Annotated in this window: 15 protein-coding genes; 6 read left to right on the top strand and 9 right to left on the bottom strand. The window is 65.5% G+C overall.

Features of this window, described 5'->3' with window-relative positions; translation table 11 throughout:
- Positions 1 to 6: 6 nt before the first annotated feature.
- The 9 genes from QA635_RS29175 to QA635_RS29135 all read right to left on the bottom strand — a co-directional run bounded on the left by QA635_RS29175 (position 7) and on the right by QA635_RS29135 (position 10,353).
- Positions 7 to 1,104, bottom strand: coding sequence for an ABC transporter ATP-binding protein (locus QA635_RS29175; protein ID WP_283062974.1), 1,098 nt, complete (start codon positions 1,102 to 1,104; stop codon positions 7 to 9).
- The gene (locus QA635_RS29170) at positions 1,101 to 2,090 is read right to left on the bottom strand and encodes an ABC transporter ATP-binding protein (RefSeq protein ID WP_283062973.1); all 990 of its coding nucleotides are present in this window, start codon (positions 2,088 to 2,090) and stop codon (positions 1,101 to 1,103) included. The genes QA635_RS29175 and QA635_RS29170 overlap by 4 nt, the downstream gene beginning before the upstream one ends.
- On the bottom strand, positions 2,087 to 2,797 hold the full coding sequence (locus tag QA635_RS29165) for a DUF1028 domain-containing protein (RefSeq protein WP_283062971.1): 711 nt from the start codon (positions 2,795 to 2,797) through the stop codon (positions 2,087 to 2,089). Before QA635_RS29165 ends, QA635_RS29170 begins: the two co-directional genes overlap by 4 nt.
- Before the next feature lie 15 nt (positions 2,798 to 2,812).
- The gene (locus tag QA635_RS29160; protein ID WP_283062969.1) at positions 2,813 to 4,618 is read right to left on the bottom strand and encodes a gamma-glutamyltransferase family protein; all 1,806 of its coding nucleotides are present in this window, start codon (positions 4,616 to 4,618) and stop codon (positions 2,813 to 2,815) included.
- A gap of 112 nt (positions 4,619 to 4,730) precedes the next feature.
- On the bottom strand, positions 4,731 to 5,723 hold the full coding sequence (locus QA635_RS29155) for an ABC transporter ATP-binding protein (RefSeq protein WP_283062968.1): 993 nt from the start codon (positions 5,721 to 5,723) through the stop codon (positions 4,731 to 4,733).
- Positions 5,720 to 6,703, bottom strand: coding sequence for an ABC transporter ATP-binding protein (locus tag QA635_RS29150; RefSeq protein WP_283062967.1), 984 nt, complete (start codon positions 6,701 to 6,703; stop codon positions 5,720 to 5,722). The genes QA635_RS29155 and QA635_RS29150 overlap by 4 nt, the downstream gene beginning before the upstream one ends.
- Positions 6,700 to 7,659, bottom strand: coding sequence for an ABC transporter permease (locus tag QA635_RS29145; RefSeq protein WP_283062965.1), 960 nt, complete (start codon positions 7,657 to 7,659; stop codon positions 6,700 to 6,702). The genes QA635_RS29150 and QA635_RS29145 overlap by 4 nt, the downstream gene beginning before the upstream one ends.
- 11 nt (positions 7,660 to 7,670) lie before the next feature.
- On the bottom strand, positions 7,671 to 8,651 hold the full coding sequence (locus QA635_RS29140) for an ABC transporter permease (protein ID WP_283062963.1): 981 nt from the start codon (positions 8,649 to 8,651) through the stop codon (positions 7,671 to 7,673).
- A 103-nt stretch (positions 8,652 to 8,754) separates the two neighbouring features.
- Positions 8,755 to 10,353 (bottom strand): ABC transporter substrate-binding protein, encoded by a 1,599-nt coding sequence (locus tag QA635_RS29135; protein WP_283062962.1) that lies wholly within the window; start codon positions 10,351 to 10,353, stop codon positions 8,755 to 8,757.
- Between the two features lie 400 nt (positions 10,354 to 10,753).
- Between QA635_RS29135 and QA635_RS29130 the strand changes: the two genes are divergently transcribed.
- From QA635_RS29130 to QA635_RS29105, 6 genes are all read left to right on the top strand, one after another.
- Positions 10,754 to 11,002, top strand: coding sequence for a DUF6489 family protein (locus QA635_RS29130; protein WP_146985076.1), 249 nt, complete (start codon positions 10,754 to 10,756; stop codon positions 11,000 to 11,002).
- 8 nt (positions 11,003 to 11,010) lie between these two features.
- Positions 11,011 to 11,802 (top strand): alpha/beta hydrolase, encoded by a 792-nt coding sequence (locus tag QA635_RS29125; protein WP_283062959.1) that lies wholly within the window; start codon positions 11,011 to 11,013, stop codon positions 11,800 to 11,802.
- Between the two features lie 59 nt (positions 11,803 to 11,861).
- Positions 11,862 to 13,412 (top strand): WS/DGAT/MGAT family O-acyltransferase, encoded by a 1,551-nt coding sequence (locus QA635_RS29120; protein ID WP_283062958.1) that lies wholly within the window; start codon positions 11,862 to 11,864, stop codon positions 13,410 to 13,412.
- A 12-nt stretch (positions 13,413 to 13,424) separates the two neighbouring features.
- The gene (locus tag QA635_RS29115) at positions 13,425 to 14,420 is read left to right on the top strand and encodes an alpha/beta fold hydrolase (protein WP_283062957.1); all 996 of its coding nucleotides are present in this window, start codon (positions 13,425 to 13,427) and stop codon (positions 14,418 to 14,420) included.
- 135 nt (positions 14,421 to 14,555) lie between these two features.
- Positions 14,556 to 17,789, top strand: coding sequence for a bifunctional cytochrome P450/NADPH--P450 reductase (locus QA635_RS29110; protein ID WP_283062956.1), 3,234 nt, complete (start codon positions 14,556 to 14,558; stop codon positions 17,787 to 17,789).
- A 267-nt stretch (positions 17,790 to 18,056) separates the two neighbouring features.
- Complete coding sequence (locus QA635_RS29105; protein WP_283062955.1) at positions 18,057 to 18,731, top strand: spermidine synthase; 675 nt, start codon at positions 18,057 to 18,059, stop codon at positions 18,729 to 18,731.
- Positions 18,732 to 18,762 lie beyond the last annotated feature (31 nt).

Below are 18,762 nucleotides of genomic sequence, written 5' to 3'. Positions count from 1 at the left end.
TATTCCCTACGCCTTTGTTCCCTGTGAAATAACCCCGGGCTGCCCCGAGGCTTCCGCCGCATTGAACGCCGCCACCAGCTTTTCCAGTGTCGGCGAGAACCCGCCATCGGAAGGCACGATCGCCTCCGCGCTGGGCAGCTCGCCCGTCCGGTGACAGGCCGTTGCATATCCGGTGCCATCTTCGCGCAACTGCGGCACTTCGCTGCGGCAGCGCGCGATCACATAGGGGCAGCGGGTATGGAAGCGGCAGCCGGAGGGCGGATCGAGCGCGCTCGGCAGCTCGCCCTCCAGCACGATGCGGCTGCGCTTCGCACGCGGCTTCGGCACCGGGATCGCCGACAACAGCGCGCGGCTGTAGGGATGGCGTGGCGCGGCGAACAGCGCTTGTGCATCCGCGGTCTCGACGATGGTGCCGAGATTCATCACGGCGACGCGATCGGCGATGTGCTTCACGACGGCGAGATCGTGCGAGACGAAGATGTAGGCGAGCTTCAGGCGATCTTGCAGGTCGCGCAGCAAATTCAGGATCTGGGAACGGATCGAGACGTCGAGCGCCGACACCGGCTCGTCGCAGATGATCAGCTTCGGCTCGACCGCGAGCGCGCGGGCAATTGCGATGCGCTGGCGCTGGCCGCCGGAGAATTCGTGTGGATAGCGGCGCGCGAAGCGCGGCTCGAGCCCGACCAGACGCAGCAGCTGCTCGACCCGCTCGCGGCGGGCTGGCGGCGGCACGAGATTGTGCAGTGCCAGCGGCTCGGTCAGGATCTGGCTCACCGTCATACGCGGGTTGAGCGAGGCGTAGGGGTCCTGGAAGATCAGCTGCGCGTCGCGGCGGAATGCGCGCAACTGCTCGGCATTGAGCGTGCCGAGGTCGCGGCCTTCGAAGCGGATCCGGCCGGCATCCGGCTCGATCAGCCGCAGCACCAGCCGGCTGACGGTGGATTTGCCGCAGCCGGATTCGCCGACCAGCGCCAGCGTCTTGCCGGCCTCGACCGTGAAGCTGACGCCGTCGACCGCCTTCACATGGGCGGTCGGCCGGCCGAACAGCGAGCGTTCGGCGACGAAATGCTTGACCAGCCCTTCGACCTCGAGCAGCGCGGTCATGACACCAGCCGCTCCAGCGGCGCGCGGAGGCAGCGCGAGGCGTGGGTCGGGCTCAGCATCGCGAGCGGCGGCGCCGATTGGGTGCAGGCAAGTTCCACGAACGGGCAGCGCGCGGCGAAGCGGCAGCCGGCGGGCGGGTTCGCCATGTTCGGCACCATGCCCTCGATGGTGGCGAGATGGCTGGTGCGGCGGTCGAGCCGCGGGATCGAGCCGAGCAGGCCGACCGTGTAGGGATGCTGCGGATTGGCGAACAGCTCGTCGACCGGCGCGCGCTCGACGATTTCGCCGGCATACATCACCGCGACCTCGTCGCAGACTTCGGCGACGACGCCGAGATCGTGGGTGATCAGGATGATCGCGGCGCCGCTTGCGGCCTTCAGCTCCCGCATCAGATCGAGGATCTGGGCCTGCAAGGTGACGTCGAGCGCGGTGGTCGGCTCGTCGGCAATCAGAAGCTGCGGATCGCAGGCCAGCGCCATCGCGATCATCACGCGCTGGCGCATGCCGCCGGACAGCTTGTGCGGAAATTCGTCGACGCGTTTCTCGGGCGAGGGAATATGCACGCGGCGCAGCAGCTCGATGGTGCGCTCGCGCGCCGCGCGGCGGGAGCCGCCGCGATGGCGCAGAATCGTCTCCGTAATCTGGTCGCCGATGGTAAAGCTCGGATTGAGCGAGGTCATCGGCTCCTGGAAGATCATCGCGAGGCGATCGCCGCGCAGGTCGCGCAACGTCTCGTCCGGCACCTCGAGCAGGTCGAAGCCGTCGAAGCGGATCGTGCCGGACACCGCGGCGGATTGCTTCGGCAACAGCCCCATGATCGCGAGCGAGGTCACGCTCTTGCCGCAGCCGGACTCGCCGACGAGGCCAAGCGTGGCGCCCTTGGCGACGGAAAGATCGACGCTGTCGACGGCATGCGTGGTGCGGCCGTCATCGCCCTGGAAGGTGACGCGCAGGCCCTCGATCTCGATCAGCGGGCCTGCCGTCATTCGCCGCTCGTGGTTGCCGCTGCGATGCCGGCGTCGATGGTGGCGCGATCGCTAGTTCCGGCCGGGTTTTCGCGAGTCGGCATGAAGCTCCGGAACGGCACCCAGTGCTCGCGGCTGACGGCCTCCAGCCGCTCAAGCTCGCGCAGGGGATCGGCGTGGTCGTCGACGCGCAGATCGAGCAATGGCCATTCCTCCGCGCCGTGAATCAAGAGAGCCGCCGACTGCTTGCCGCGCTTGTCGCCGCCGGCAGCTTCGCCGGCGAACATCGCCTTGATCAGCCGCTCCGCGAACGGCAGCTTCTCGTTCGCGGCATAGACGCGCGCGGTCTCGTCGAGCACCGCGGGGCCGGCCAGCATGTTGCCGGCGATCGAGAACCCGTCGCCCGCGATATGGCCAAACCAGTCAACGCAGTCCTTGCCGGAATGCGCAGCGATGCGGCCCCTGGCGTCCATGACGTGGAGCTGCCGGCTCTCGCGGCCGCTGTCGGGCGCAATCAGCGCCGCGATCACCTCATGCGGGCTGTTGCCGCCGCGCAGCAGCGCGAGGCCGTCGATGCCGTAATAGGGATTGACCAGCGCCTGCGTCGCCACCGCGCCGATCCCGGGTGCGATGTGCGGCACCAGCGCGCCGACCGCGAAGAACCGCGTCGCGACGGCGATGCCGAGCTGGCCGGTGGCGCTGTCGCGGGCGATGATCGACCAGGTCATCTCAAACCTTCGTGTTTAGCGGCCTGCGGCGTAACCCTGCATGCCGCGCGGATTGGCGGCGGCGCGACGGCGGGGGCCGACCTTCGAGGCCGCGGTGAGGCGACCTTCCGACCAATCGGGACCAATCTCAACCACATGGCCGCGGCGTTTCAATTCGTCGATGGTCGATTTTGGCACGCGGTTTTCCAGCACCAGGACGCCGGGCCGCGAGGTGCGCGGCCAGAACGAGATCGGGAAATGCTCGGAGTGCCAGGCCGGCGCGTCGATCGCCTCCTGCAGATTGAGCCTGGCGTGCACATGACGCAGGAAGAACTGCGTGATCCACTGGTCCTGCTGATCGCCGCCCGGCGAGCCCCACGAGAGATACGGCTCGCCGTCGCGCAGCGCCATGGTCGGCGAGAGTGTGGTGCGCGGCCGCTTGCCCGGCGCGAGCGAGGCAGGGTGGTTCTCTTCGAGCCAGAACATCTGGGCGCGGCTGCCGAGGCAGAAACCGATCTCGGGAATCACCGGCGAGGACTGCAGCCAGCCGCCGGACGGCGTCGCCGAGATCATGTTGCCGGCCTTGTCGATGATGTCGAAATGCACGGTGTCGCCGCGCACTTCGCCGAACCGGCCGACAGTCGGCTCGCCCGCGCCCATGGCGCCGACCGCTTCACGATGCCCTTCGGCGTGTCGCAACTTCACAACGCCGCCGAAGCCCTCGACCGAGCCGGGGCGGAAGTCGAGCGAAGCCTTGTCTTTCGAGATCAGCTTGCGCCGTTCGTTGTTATAGGCATCGGACAGCAGCGTTTCGATCGGGATCTCGGTGAATTTCGGATCGCCGTAGAACGTCTCGCGATCGGCATAGGCGAGCTTGGCGGCTTCGATCTGCAAATGGATGAAGTCGGGGCCTGCGGGATCGAGCCCGTCGAGCTCGAAACCCTTCAGCAGCGCAAGCTGCTGCAGCATCACCGGACCCTGGCTCCAGACCCCGGGCTTCTGCACGGTGTAACGGCCGTAGTCGTAGGTGAGCGGCGCCTCGATGGTCGGTTGCCAGCGCGCCATGTCGTCGGCCGACAGCACGCCGCGGTGTGGCGAGCCGGAGACGTCCATCACCTCCTGGGTGCGGCAGAACTTGTCGATCGCCTCGGCGACGAAACCCTTCGACCAGGCCTGCCGCGCGCGCTCGATCTGCGCGACGCGATCGCCGCCGGCGCTCTCCGCCTCGGTCAGGATGCGTGCGTAGGTCTCCGCGAGCTTCCTGTTGGTGAAGATGGTGCCGGGCTTCGGCACCTCGCCACTAGGCAAATAGACGTCGGCCGATGTGGTCCAGTATTTCCGGAACAGCTGCTCGACGGTCTTGATGGTGGCCGATGCACGCTCGACCAGCGGATAGCCGTCGCGTGCGTAGGCGATCGCGGGCTCCAGCACGTCGCGCAGCTTCATGGTGCCGTAGTCGCGCAGCAGCAGCATCCAGGATTCGAATGTGCCGGGCACGCAGGCCGCAAGCAGGCCGGTGCCGGGCACCATCTCGAGACCCTCGCTGCGATAATGCGCGATGGTTGCCTTCGCCGGCGCCGGGCCCTGGCCGCAGATCACCTCGCTTTTGCCGCGCTCGACGTCGTGCACGATGATCGGCACGTCGCCGCCGGGGCCGTTCAGATGCGGCTCGACCACCTGCAGCGTGAAGGCGGTGGCCACTCCAGCGTCGAAGGCGTTGCCGCCTTTCTCCAGCGTTGCCATGCCGACAGCGGTGGCGATCCAGTGCGTCGAGGTGACGACGCCGAAGGTGCCTTCGATCTCGGGCCGGGTTGTGAACGGATCGGGGTTGATGTTGCTCATGGCGATTGACCGTTCGTCGGTTTGTTGTTGGGCCTTCTCGGCGGGCGCACTTGATCACAGGCCAGCTGGTATGCCAACCGCTTGGTGCACATGGCCGCTCCCATCCGCGTGATCATGCCGGAACGGCGGCGGGACTGTTGACGGCATGGCAGGCGACGCCGTCGATCAGTTCCGGCGTCTTCTGGCGGCAGAGATCGAAGGCGAGGGGACAGCGTGGGTTGAAGGAGCAGCCCCGCGGCGGATCGATCGGATTCGGAATCTCGCCCTTTACCGGGATGCGCTGGCGACCGGACATCGCAAGGTCCGGAACCGCGCCGAGCAGCATCTTCGTGTAGGGCATCCGCGGGTTCTCGAACAATTCCCGACCCTCGGCGATCTCGACGATGCGGCCGAGATACATCACGCCGATCCGGCTCGCCATGTGGCGGACCACTGCGAGATTGTGGCTGATGAAGAGATAGGTGAGGCCGAACTTGTCCTGCAGGTCGCGCATCAGATTGAGGATCTGCGCCTGCACGGAAACGTCGAGCGCCGAGGTCGGCTCGTCGCAGACGATGAACTCGGCCTCGGACGCCAGCGCCCGGGCGATCGCGATGCGCTGGCGCTGGCCGCCGGAAAATTCGTGCGGGAATTTCTGGCCGTCGTCGGGGTGCAGGCCGACCAGCGAGAGCAATTCGCCGACCCGGGCCTTGATGTCGCGCTCGCCCTGGATCAGGTCGAAGGCGCGGATCGGTTCGGCGACGATGGCGGCGACCCGGTAGCGCGGATTGAGGCTGGCATAGGGATCCTGGAAAACCATCTGGATGCGGCGGCGCAAGCGGCGGCGCGCCTGGCCCTGCCGCGGATCGGTCATCGAGACCCCGTCGATGACGACCTCGCCCGAACTCGGCGGCAGCAGGCCGACCACCATGCGGGCGACGGTGGTCTTGCCGGAGCCGGATTCGCCGACCAGCGCGAAGGTCTCGCCGCGCTTGATGTCGAAGGAGACGCCGTCGACAGCTTTCAGGAATTCGAGATGGCCGCCCTCGATCACGCGGTTGAGCCACGGCTTGGAGACGTCGAAGACGCGGCGCAGGTTCCTGACCTCGATCAATGTTCCGCTCATGCCGCCGTCTCCTTCGCCGGCTCAAACAGATGACAGGCAACGAACTGCGTGCCCTGCCGGATCGGCTCGGGGCGTTCGACGTGGCAACGATCGAAGGCAAACGCGCAGCGCGGATTGAACGGGCAGCCCGGCGGAATCGCCGACAGCCGCGGCATCGAGCCGGGAATTTGCACCAGGCGCTTGTCCTCGCCGGCAAGCGTCGGGATCGCGCCCATCAGGCCCTTGGCGTAGGGATGCAGCGGGTTGCGCACCACCTCCTGTACCGGGCCGATCTCGGCGATGCGGCCGGAGTACATCACCGCCACGCGGTCGCAGGTCTCGGCGATCACGCCCATGTCGTGGGTCACCAGCATCACGGCGGTGCCGTGGTCGCGGCCGAGCCGCTTGATCAGCGCGATGATCTGCGCCTGCACGGAGACGTCGAGCGCGGTGGTCGGCTCGTCGGCGATGATCAGTTCGGGCTCGGCGCAGATCGCAAGCGCGATCACGACGCGCTGGCGCATGCCGCCGGAGAATTCGTGCGGGTAGCCGTCGATGCGCTTTTCCGGCGCGGGAATGCCGACCTCGGCCAACAGATCGATGGCGCGCCTGCGCGCGGCGCTCTCGCTCAGATTGCTGTGGGTGCGAATGGTCTCGATGATCTGGTCGCCAATCCGGTAGAGCGGATTGAGGCTGGTCAGCGGATCCTGGAAGATCATGCCGATCCGCTTGCCCCTGATGCGGCGGATCTCTTCCGGCGGAAGATGGTCGATCCGCGAGCCCGAGAGTTCGATCTCGCCGCCGGAAATGCGGCCGGGCGGATCGATCAGTCCGATCACGGCAAGGCCGGTGACCGATTTGCCGGCGCCGGACTCGCCGACCACGCCGAGCACCTCGCCCTTGGCGATGTCGAACGACACGCCGTTGATGGCGCGCAATGTCGCACGGCGGGTGACGAATTCCACCTCGAGATTGCGCACGGAAAGAACAGGCTTGGTCATCGGAGCTTCGGATTGAGGGCGTCGCGCAGCCAGTCGCCGAGCAGGTTGATGGAGAGAATCAGGCCGGCCAGCGCAATGCCGGGGAAGGCGACGATCCACCATTCGCCGGCGAACAGATAGTTGTTGCCGATCCGGATCAGGGTGCCGAGCGAGGGCATGGTGTCGGGCATGCCGGCGCCAAGGAACGACAGCGTCGCCTCGGTGATGATCGCGAGCGCGAGGTTGATGGTGGCGATGACGAGGATCGGGCCCATCGTGTTGGGCAGCACGTGCCGCAGCATGATCTTCGGCGCCGGCAGGCCGATCAGCTGCGCCGCGGCCACGTAATCCTTGTTCTTCTCGACCATCACCGAACCGCGCACGGTGCGGGCATATTGCACCCAGAAACTGAGACCGATCGCGATGATGAGGACGCCGAGCGTGCTCATCTCGTCGAGCCGGTTGCCGAGCAGCGATTTGGCGACGCCGTTGACCAGCAGTGCGATCAGGATCGCGGGGAAGGTGAGCTGCACGTCGGCGATCCGCATGATCACGGTGTCGACCACGCCGCCGAAATAGCCTGCGATCAGCCCGAGGGCGATGCCGAGCGCGCCGGCGAAGACCACGCCGGCCAGGCCGACCGCAAGCGAGATGCGCAGGCCGTAGAGGATCGCCGAGAGCACGTCACGGCCCTGCTCGTCGGTGCCGAGCAGGAACGGGCTTTGGCCGTCGGTGGTCCACAGCGGCGCGATCCGCGAGTTGATCAGCTGCAGTTGCGCCGGATCGAACGGGTTCTGCACCGCGAGCCACGACGCGAAGATTGCGAGCAGAAAGAACAGCAAGGTGATCACGGCGGCGACCATCGTCAGCCTGGAGCGACGGAACGAATAGAAGATGTCGCTGTCGAGCGCGCGCCTGAACCAGCCGGCAGGGGCCTGGTGGTCCTGGGAACGGTGGGGGACGACGGCATCGGACATCGGTCAGCCCCTCACGCCGCGCGGCCGACGGTCGAGCGCAAGCGCGGATCGACCACGGTGTAGAGGATGTCGACCACGAGATTGATGGTGACGAAGATCAGCGAGTCCATCAACAGATACGCGGCCATGATCGGGATATCGACATTTTGCACGGCCTGCACGAAGAGAAGTCCCATACCCGGCCATTGGAACACGGTTTCGGTGATGATCGAGAAAGCAATAACCGAGCCAAATTGCAGGCCGGCCACCGTGATGACCGGAACCAGGGTGTTCTTCAGCGCATGGCCGAAATGGATCGCGCGCGTGGTCAGTCCGCGGGCGCGGGCGAAGCGGATATAGTCGGTCCGCAGCACTTCCAGCATTTCGGCACGCACCAGCCGCATGATCAGGGTCATCTGGAACAGCCCGAGCGTGATCGCCGGCATGATCAGCGCCTTCAGGCCCGAGACGGTCAGCAGTCCGGTGGTCCACCAGCCGAGCTTCACCACCTCGCCGCGGCCGAAGGAGGGCAGCCAGCCCAAGGTCACCGCGAACAGATAGATCAGGAGGATGCCGATCAGGAAGGTCGGCAGCGAAATGCCGATCAGCGATACCGCCTGGAATAATTTGGCAAGCACGGTGTCGCGGCGCAGCGCCGAATAGACCCCCATCAGGATTCCGGCCACCATCGCGAACAGCGTGGCGCAGATCGAAAGCTCCAGCGTCGCCGGCAGCCGCTCCGCCAGCAGCGAGGAGACCGGCAGGCGGAACTGGTAGGAGACGCCGAACTTGAACTGCAGCGCATTGATGAAGTAGCGGCCGAACTGCACCAGCACGGGATCGTCAAGGCCGAGCGAGTGCCGGATTTCAGCGCGCTGCGCGGCCGAGGTGTCGATCGAGACGATCTGGTTCACCGGGTCGCCGGCGAAGCGGAACATCGCGAACGCGATCACGCCCACGGCGAGCATCACGCCGATCGCCTGCAGGAAGCGGCGAAGAGTGAAAGCCAGCATCTCTACCTTTCACTGCCTTTGACATTCGGCGCGCGGCCTTGCGCGGCCGGAAAACGCGAGGTCCCGGAAGCCTGCGCTTCCGGGACCCAATTCGCCAAAGCCACTATTCACCCTGCTTGGTCGCCCAGTAGAGCAGCACCTGGTTGTCCGCACGCTGGGTCAATTTGACCTTTTTCGACACGCCCCACACCAGCGGTTGCTGATGCAGCGGAATGTAGCCGTAATCCTTGATGACGATGTCGTAGGCTTGCTTGATCAACTGGTCGCGCTTGGCAGTGTCGCCCTCGATCAGGACCTTGTCGGTGAGCGCGTCGACTTCCTTGTTGCAATAGCCGCCGAGATTGGCCTCGCCCCTTGTGGCATCCTTCGGATCGTCGCGGCAGCCGAGGATGTCGTGCAGCACGTTGTGCGAGTCGGAGGTCGCGGGCGTCCAGCCCAGCATGAAGAACGAGGTCTGGTAGCCGCCGGGCTTCAGCACCTTGGCGAAATACTGCGCCTTCGGCTGCGCCAGCAGGTTCACCTTGACGCCGATGCGGGCCAGCATGCCGACCACCGCCTGGCAGATCGCGGCGTCGTTGACATAGCGGTCGTTCGGGCAGTCCATCGTGACTTCGAAGCCGTTCGGATAGCCGGCGTCGGCCAGCAGCTTCTTGGCACCATCAGGATCGAGCTTCGGCCGGGTGAATTCCTTCGACAGCGGATAGAGCTCGGGGGCGATCATCAACGTCGAGGGGGTCGACATGCCGCGCATGACGCGGGTCTTGATCAGATCGACGTCGATCGTCTTGTAGAAAGCTTCGCGGACGCGGATGTCCTTGAACGGATTCTTGCCCTTGATGTTGGAATACAACAGTTCGTCGCGCGCCGTATCCATGCCGATAAAGATGGTACGAATCTCCGGCGCGGTCATGACGGTGGCGACGCCACTGGAATTGACGCGCTGGATGTCCTGGAGCGGAACCGGTTCGATCACGTCGACTTCGCCCGAGAGCAGTGCGGCAACGCGGGTGGCGTCGGAGCCGATCGGGGTGAAGATGATCTCCTTGAGATTATGCTCGGGCTTCCGCCAATAGCCTGGAAACGCCTTGAACACGGTCTTCACGCCGGGCTGGTGGCTCTCGATCGTGAAGGGGCCGGTGCCGTTCTCGTGCAGCGCCGCGTAGCTCGGCGTGGTTGCGGAGGCCGGCGTCGGTGCAACCGAGTTGTTCTCCTCGCACCACTTCTTGTCCATGATGTACCAGCTATCCCATTGCGAGATCAGGATGGGATTGGGCGAGTCCAGCGTCACGTCGACGGTGTAGTCGTCGACCTTGCTGAACTTGGCGTCGGCCGGGACGTTGCTGAGGAAGTTGGAGCCCTTGGCGCGGACGCGCTCGGCCGAGAACAGCACGTCGTCGGCGGTGAAGGGATCGCCATTGTGGAATTTCACGCCCTTGCGCAGATGGAAGCGCCATTTGGTCGGGCTCAGCGTCTCCCAGCTTTCCGCCAGGGCCGGAATGATCTTGAGGTCCTTGTCGCGCGCGGTGAGGCCTTCGTAGACGTGGGCGTGGTGCGCGATCGTCGTGGTTTCCTTCAGCGTGTAGGGATCCAGCGACTTCAGCTCGCCCTGGTTCGCATACTTCAGCGTCTGGGCCGATGCCGGAAAAGCAAAGGCGACGAGTGCGGCGACAGTGGCCGCAAACAAACTCCAACGTACCGACATGTAATCCCGCGTCCCCGTTCTTGTCCGCCGGCTGCTGTGTCCGGCTGGTATTATTGATCCATGTTGCCAGAGTTTACCGGCCGCGCAAGCGCGATTTGCCAAAGGGTTAACCCGTCCGCGCGGGTGCAGCGCAATGAACCGGATTGGAGAGTAGGCTGTTGGCGCGAAGGCGTGACATTCGACTTTCGGAGTGCCGCTTGTCGGTCACGGGAATGATCACCGGCGCGCCTCGCTTGTGCCGGCCGCTCCAACCAGTTTGGAGCAAGGGCTCCAAACGGTTTGGTTGACCATAACGGATGATTGAGGCCGACTGCCCCCCGGGACAGGTACGGCTCGCTTGCGCAACTCGCCCCGTCCCGGCGATACTATGGCGGGCCAAGGCGCATTTGAGGAGGCGGATATGAAGGTCAACGTCGAGATAGATTGTACGCCCCTCGAAGCGCGGCAGTTCTTCGGCCTGCCGGATGTGGCGCCGATGCAAACCGCCGTCATGGACAAGCTGCAGCAGCAGATGCTGTCGAACATCGAGAAGATTTCGCCGGAATCGCTGATGCAGAGCTGGTTCACCTTCGATCCCAAGCTCGCCGAGCGCTTCCAGGACATGTTCGTGGCGATGGCCGGCTTCGGCGGCACGAGCAAGAAGAAATAGTGACCGACATGGACAGGAGCGTTGATGGGACCGAACGCCGGTTGCGCCCGCCAAGCCTGTTCCTGATGCTGGCGGAGGCGCGCGGCGTGCTCGAACTCAATTCGAGCCTGCTGCTGTCGCCCGTCCTGATGCGGGCGCCGAGGGGCGATGGTCATCCGGTGCTGGCGCTGCCGGGCTTCCTCGCCAGCGACCTTTCGATGGCGCCGATGCGGCGCTATCTGAAGGAGCTCGGCTACGATGCCTATGCCTGGAACATGGGCCGCAATTTCGGCGGGATTTCCAGCAGGCGGGCTGCGCTGCGCGACCTGCTGAAGCGGGTCCATGAGGCGACCGGGCGCAAGGTCTCGATCATCGGCTGGAGCCTCGGCGGCGTCTATGCGCGCGACCTGGCGTCGCAGATGCCGGAGCTGGTGCGCTCCATCATCACGCTGGGCAGCCCGTTCGCCGACGACATCCGCGCCACCAATGCGACGCGGCTCTATGAGCTGTTGTCCGGCGAAGGTGTGGACGACATCCCGGAGATCCGCACCGCGATCGCCGGCGACATGCCGGTGCCGACGACCTCGATCTATTCCCGCACCGATGGCATCGTGAACTGGCGGACCTGTCGCGTGCGGCCGTCGGCCACCGCCGAGAACATCGAGGTGCATTTCGCCAGCCATATCGGCCTCGGCGTCAATCCCGCGGCGCTGTGGGCGATTGCGGACCGGCTGGCCCAGCCGGAAGGGGAATTCCGGCATTTTGACCGCTCGGGCCCCTTTGCCATTGCCTACGGGCCGGCAGAACAGGCACTATCCTGACCAAACGACGAGAAGCGCCGCCCAAGGCGCCCGCGTAAGTAGGCTCTCGGGAGGAGACCATGAGCGACGCCAAGAAGCTGTCCTCGCTGGACGCATCGTTTCTCTATCTGGAAACGCCGGAAATGCCGATGCATGTCGGCAGCATGGCGATCTTCCGCCTGCCCGACGGCTACAAGGGCGACTTCTTCGAGGAGTTCAAGGCGATGATCGCCTCGCGGCTGCACATCGCGCCGATCCTCAAGGCACGCCTGCAGAAGGCGCCGCTCGACATCGATCACCCGTCCTGGGTCGAGGACGATCAGTTCGACATCGACCGTCACATCTTCCGCGCCAGCCTGCCGGCGCCGCACGATCGCGCCACGCTGGAGCGTATCGTCGGCTGGATGCACGCCAAGCTGTTGAACCGCGCCCGCCCGCTCTGGGAGTTCTATGTCTTCGAGGGCATGAGGGACAACGAGATCGGGCTCTATTCCAAGATGCACCATGCCTGCATCGACGGCGGCGCCGGTGCGGCGCTGACCAGCATGATCTACGACCTGACGCCGGTGCCGCGCGAGATCGAGCCGCCGAGCGCGAAGAAGGTCGCGCAGGAACCGCGCGACATCGCGGCCAATCTGATCGATGCCTATCAGCAACTCTGGACCCAGCCGTTCGAGGCGGCCGCCGCCGCGCAGAAGAGCCTGGAGCTGCCGCGTTCCGGCAAGAGCGACCTCGGCTCGATCCTGTTCGACAACGCCATGTTCCAGATCGAGAGCGCGGTGAAGTTCGCCGGCTCCATGCCGACGGTCATGAAGAGCCTGTCCGACGTCGTCGCCAAGGTCGCCGATCCGAGATCGCGCGAGAGCCTGCAGGCGATGTCCTCGCCGCCGACCATCCTCAACAAGGCGATCTCGTCCGAACGCAGCTTTGCCGGCACCTCGATCTCGCTGTCGCGTGCCAAGGCACTGGCGAAGGCGTCCGGCGGCAAGCTCAACGACGTCGTGCTGGCGCTCGCCTCCGGCGTGGTGCGGCGCTATCTGATCAGCCAGGGCGCGCTGCCGAACAAGTCGCTGACGGCAGGCGTTCCGATCTCGCTGCGCGAGGAGGGCAATGCCGAATCCAACAACCAGGTGTTCGGCATGATCTGCTCGATCGCGACCGACATCGAGGATCCAAGGAAGCGGCTCGAAACCATCATCGCGCAGTCCACCAAGTCCAAGGAGATGTCGCATCCGCTGCGCGCTCTGGTGCCGCAGGTCACCAACATCTCGCTGCTCGGCGCGCCGATCCTGGTGCAGATCCTGGCGCTGCTCTACAGCCGCTCCGACCTTTCCAACGTGCTGCCGCCGGCCACCAACATCACGGTCTCGAATGTGCCGGGGCCGCGGCAGACGCTGTATGCGGCGGGTGCCGAGCTGCTGCACATCTTCCCGGTTTCGATCTCGACCCACGGCGTGGCGCTCAACATCACCGTGCAGAGCTACCGCGATCAGCTCGATTTCGGCTTCATCGTGGGCGCCAACATCATTCCCCACGTGCAGGTGATGTGCGACATGCTGCCGCTCGAGTTCGATGTACTCGAGGCGGCGTTCGCTCCCCCGCCTGCGGACATCAAGGGCGCAGCCGAATAAGGATCCCTGTCGATGATTGAAATGCCACCGCTGCAGTTCGCCGAGACGAACGGCATCCGCATGGGGTTTTATGAAGCAGGCCCCAAGACCGACACGCCGCCGGTGGTGCTGTGCCACGGCTGGCCTGAACTGGCATTCTCCTGGCGCCACCAGATCAAGGCGCTGGGCGAGGCCGGCATCCGGGTGATTGCGCCGGATCAGCGCGGCTATGGCGCGACCGACCGGCCGGAGCCGGTCGAGGCCTACGACATGGAGCACCTGACCGGCGACCTCGTCGGCCTGCTCGACCATCTCAAGATCGACAAGGCGATCTTCGTCGGTCACGACTGGGGCGGCTTTGTCGTCTGGCAGATGCCGCTCAGGCATCCTGCGCGGGTCGCCGGCGTCGTCGGCGTCAACACGCCGCATTGGGACCGTGCGCCGATGGACCCGATCGCGCTGTTCCGCCAACGCTTCGGCGATCACATGTACATCGTCCAGTTCCAGGATCCGGGGCGCGAGCCCGACCGCATCTTCGGCAGCCGCGTCGAGCAGACCTTCGACGCCTTCATGCGCAAGCCGGCGCCGCGTCCGGCGGACGCGCCACCCGAACAGCCGATCGCCGGCGTCGGCGCCTCGGCGCGGCTCAATCTGGCGTTTCCGCAGATGATCGCGAATTACGACGCCAAGCACGATCCGCGCACGCCGATCCTGTCCGTGGACGAGAAAAAGGTGTTCGTCGACACTTTCACCAGGACCGGCTTCACCGGCGGCATCAACTGGTATCGCAATTTCACCCGCAACTGGGAGCGCTCGGCCGGGCTGGACCATCACGTCCGGGTGCCGTCGCTGATGATCATGGCCGAGAACGACGCGGTGCTGCCGCCCTCGGCCGCCGACGGCATGGAGCGGCTGGTGCCGGACCTCGAGAAGTATCTGGTCAAGGACAGCGGCCATTGGACGCAGCAGGAAAAGCCTGACGAAGTCAGCGCGAAGCTGATCGAATGGCGCAGAAAGCGGTTTGGGTAGCCGTCATCCTGAGGTGCGCGCCAGCTTCGGCGCGCCTCGAAGGATGAGAGGGACTGGAGCAAGCGGCCATCCTTCGAGACGCGCGCGTTGCGCGCTCCTCAGGATGACGACGCGTAGCGAGGGGGCACTTCGAAAATGGCGTCCGGCAACAGACTGAGTCCGATTCCACATCCGCCGACGAAGCCGGTGGTCGGCAATATGCTGTCGCTGGACTCGACCGCGCCGGTGCAGCATCTCGTGAAGCTCTCCAAGGAGCTCGGACCGATCTTCTGGCTCGACATGATGGGCGCGCCGCTCGTGATCGTGTCCGGTCACGATCTGGTCGACGAGCTCTCCGACGAGAAGCGTTTCGACAAGGCGGTGCGCGGCTCGCTGCGCCGGGTGCGCGCGGTCGGCGGCGACGGCCTGTTCACCGCCGACACCAGGGAGCCGAACTGGAGCAAGGCGCACAACATCCTGATGCAGCCGTTCGGCAACCGCGCCATGCAGTCGTACCACCCGAGCATGGTCGACATCGCCGAGCAGTTGGTCAAGAAATGGGAGCGCCTCAACGCCGACGAGGAGATCGAGGTCGTCCACGACATGACGGCGCTCACCCTCGACACCATCGGCCTCTGCGGCTTCGACTACCGCTTCAATTCGTTCTACCGCCGCGACTACCACCCGTTCGTGGAATCGCTGGTGCGCTCGCTCGAAACCATCATGATGACCCGCGGCCTGCCGCTCGAGGGTCTGTGGATGCAGAAGCGGCGCAAGACGCTGGCCGACGACGTCGCCTTTATGAACAAGATGGTCGACGAGATCATCGCCGAGCGGCGCGGCAACACGGCCGCGACCGACGACAAGAAGGACATGCTGGCGGCGATGATGACCGGCGTCGACCGCGCCACCGGCGAACAGCTCGACGACGTCAACATCCGCTACCAGATCAACACCTTCCTGATCGCCGGCCACGAGACCACCAGCGGCCTGTTGTCGTGCACGATCTACGCGCTGCTGAAGCACCCGGAGGTGTTGAAGAAGGCCTATGAGGAGGTCGATCGCGTCCTCGGTCCCGACGTCAACGCGCGGCCGACCTATCAGCAGGTGACGCAGCTCACCTACATCACGCAATGCCTGAAGGAGGCGCTGCGGCTGTGGCCGCCGGCGCCGGCCTACGGCATCGCGCCTTTGGCCGATGAGACGATCGGCGGCAAGTACAAGCTGAAGAAGAACACCTTCATCACCATCCTGGTGATGGCGCTGCATCGCGATCCCAGCGTCTGGGGTCCGAACCCCGACGTGTTCGATCCCGAGAATTTCAGCCGCGAGGCGGAGGCCAAGCGGCCGATCAATGCCTGGAAGCCGTTCGGCAACGGCCAGCGCGCCTGCATCGGCCGCGGCTTTGCCATGCACGAGGCGGCGCTGGCGATCGGGATGATCCTGCAACGCTTCAAGCTGATCGACGTGCATCGCTATCAGATGCATCTGAAGGAGACGCTGACCGTCAAGCCGGATGGCTTCAGGATCAAGGTGCGGCCGCGCGACGACAAGGACCGCGGCGCGTTCGCCGGCAGCACGGGCGCGGTTGCGGCCGCGCCGAAGGCACCGCGCGCGCCGACCACGCGTCCCGGCCACAACACGCCGATGCTGGTGCTCTACGGCTCCAATCTCGGCTCCGCCGAGGAGCTGGCGACCCGCATGGCGGATCTGTCCGAGATCAACGGCTTCGCCACGCGGCTGGGTCCGCTGGACGATTATGTCGGCAAGCTGCCGGAGGAGGGCGGCGTGCTGATCATCTGCGCCTCCTATAATGGCGCGGCGCCCGACAACGCCACGCAGTTCGTCAAATGGCTTGAGAGCGACCTGCCGAAGGACGCCTTCGCCAAGGTCCGCTACGCGGTGTTCGGTTGCGGCAACAGCGATTGGGCGGCGACCTACCAGTCGGTGCCGCGCTTCATCGACGAGCAGCTCACCAAGCATGGCGCGCGCGCCGTCTATCCGCGCGGCGAGGGCGATGCGCGCAGCGATCTCGACGGCCAGTTCCAGAAATGGTTCCCGGAGGCGGCCAAGGTCGCGACCAAGGAATTCGGCATCGACTGGAATTTCACCCGCACTGCCGAGGACGAACCGCTCTACGCGATCGAGCCGGTGGCGCAGGGTGCGGTCAATACCATTGTGACGCAAGGCGGCGCGGTGCCGATGAAGGTGCTCGCCAACAGCGAGCTGCAGACCAAGGTAGGCGCCCAACCGTCGGAGCGCTCGACCCGGCATATCGAGGTCGAGCTGCCGGCCAGCCTGAAATACCGCGTCGGCGATCATCTCAGCGTGGTGCCGCGCAACGATCCGACATTGGTCGATTCCGTTGCGCGCCGCTTCGGCTTCCTGCCGGCCGACCAGATCCGTCTGCAGGTCTCGGAAGGCCGCCGCGCGCAATTGCCGGTCGGCAATGCCGTGTCGGTCGGGCGGCTGCTCACCGAGTTCGTCGAGCTGCAGCAGGTGGCGACCCGCAAGCAGATCCAGATCATGGCCGAGCACACCCGCTGCCCGGTGACCAAACCGAAGCTGATGGCCTATGTCGGCGACGACGATGCCTCGGCCGCGCGCTATCGCGCCGAGGTGCTGGCCAAGCGCAAATCGGTGTTTGACCTGCTCGAGGAATATCCGGCCTGCGAGCTGCCGTTCCACCTCTATCTCGAAATGCTGTCACTGCTGGCGCCGCGCTATTATTCGATCTCGTCGTCTCCGGCCGGCGAGGCGCAGCGCTGCAGCGTCACCGTGGGCGTGGTGGAGGCGCCGGCAAGTTCCGGCCGCGGCATCTACAAGGGCGTCTGCTCGAACTACCTGGCGCGCCGCCGCGCCGGCGACACCGTCCACGCCACCATCAAGGAGACCAAGGCCGGCTTCCGCCTGCCGGACGACAACGCCGTGCCGATCATCATGATCGGGCCGGGCACCGGGCTCGCACCGTTCCGCGGCTTCCTGCAGGAGCGTGCCGCGCGCAGGGCGCAGGGCGCGACGCTGGGGCCGGCGATGCTGTTCTTCGGCTGCCGGCACCCCGCGCAGGACTTCATCTATGCGGATGAGCTGAAGGCGTTCGCAGCGGACGGCGTCAGTGAACTCCACACCGCCTTCTCACGTGCCGATGGCCCGAAGACCTATGTGCAGCACCTCGTCGCCGCGCACAAGGACCAGGTCTGGGAGCTGATCCAGAAGGGTGCGATCGTCTATGTCTGCGGCGACGGCGGCAGGATGGAGCCCGACGTCAAGGCGACCCTGATGTCGATCTATCGCGAGCGCACCGGTGTCGACACTGACGCCGCCGCGCGCTGGATCGAGGAAATGGGCACCAGGAACCGCTACGTGCTCGACGTCTGGACAGGTGGCTAGGCTCGGCGCTGGGGACGACGTTGATGTGGTTGAGTGCAAGTTTCTTTCCCCGCCGTCGTCCCGGCGAAAGCCGGGACCCATAACCACAGGGTTGAGTCGTTGAAGAGGGCTGTGGCCCCAGCGTTGCGCAACTATCTCCTTCGGTGATTATGGGTCCCTGCTTTCGCAGGGACGACACTGAGTTTGTTGCGCCATTCGTGAGTCACTATTTCGCATTCTCTGGGCGCTAGCTTCGCCTGCCCTGACGCCCATGCTAGAAACCGCCGCATGATTCCATGGGAAAAGATCGATACCGCGCGCATTCCCGGAACCGTGGGTGAATTGCGTCTGATGCGGCGAGGCCGCGAATTCTCGATCATGCTCGGCACCAACGAGCTGATGAACAGCCGCCTGTCGGGCTCGGAAGAGGCGTTGGCGACGCTTGCCGCGAAGAAGATCGAGACCGTCGCACGGCCGCATTTTCTGATCGGCGGCCTTGGCATGGGCTTTACGCTGCGGGCCGCACTCGCCGTACTCGGGCCCGAGGCGAGAATCGTGGTGGCCGAACTGGTGCCGGCGGTCGTTGCCTGGGCGCGAGGCCCGATGGCGGAGATCTTCGGCGACAGCCTGAACGATCCGCGCGTGAGCATCCGGGAGGAGGATGTTGCCAGCGTGATCGAACGCCAACCGCTCAGCTTCGATGCCATCCTGCTCGACGTCGATAACGGGCCTGAAGGTCTCACCCGCAAGGCCAATGACGCGCTGTATGATGTCTCCGGGCTCAAGATCGCACACACTGCCCTGCGGCGCGGCGGCGTGCTCGCCGTCTGGTCGTCCGGTCCGAATGCCAGGTTCCCGAAATCGCTGACCCGGGCCGGGTTCGCGGTCAACGAAATTGCCGTCCGCGCCACCGGCCGGGGCCGCGGTGTCCGCCACGTGATCTGGATCGCGGTCAAGCAATAGCCGGCGTCCCGGCGCGCTCGCCAGCCTGATC

Origin of the sequence: Bradyrhizobium brasilense (genome assembly GCF_029714345.1) — a bacterium.
In the GTDB taxonomy this organism is placed as follows: Bacteria; Pseudomonadota; Alphaproteobacteria; order Rhizobiales; family Xanthobacteraceae; genus Bradyrhizobium; species Bradyrhizobium australafricanum.
The sequence above is the reverse complement of the archived record's forward strand: the minus strand, read 5'-3'. Positions and strand labels throughout refer to the sequence as shown.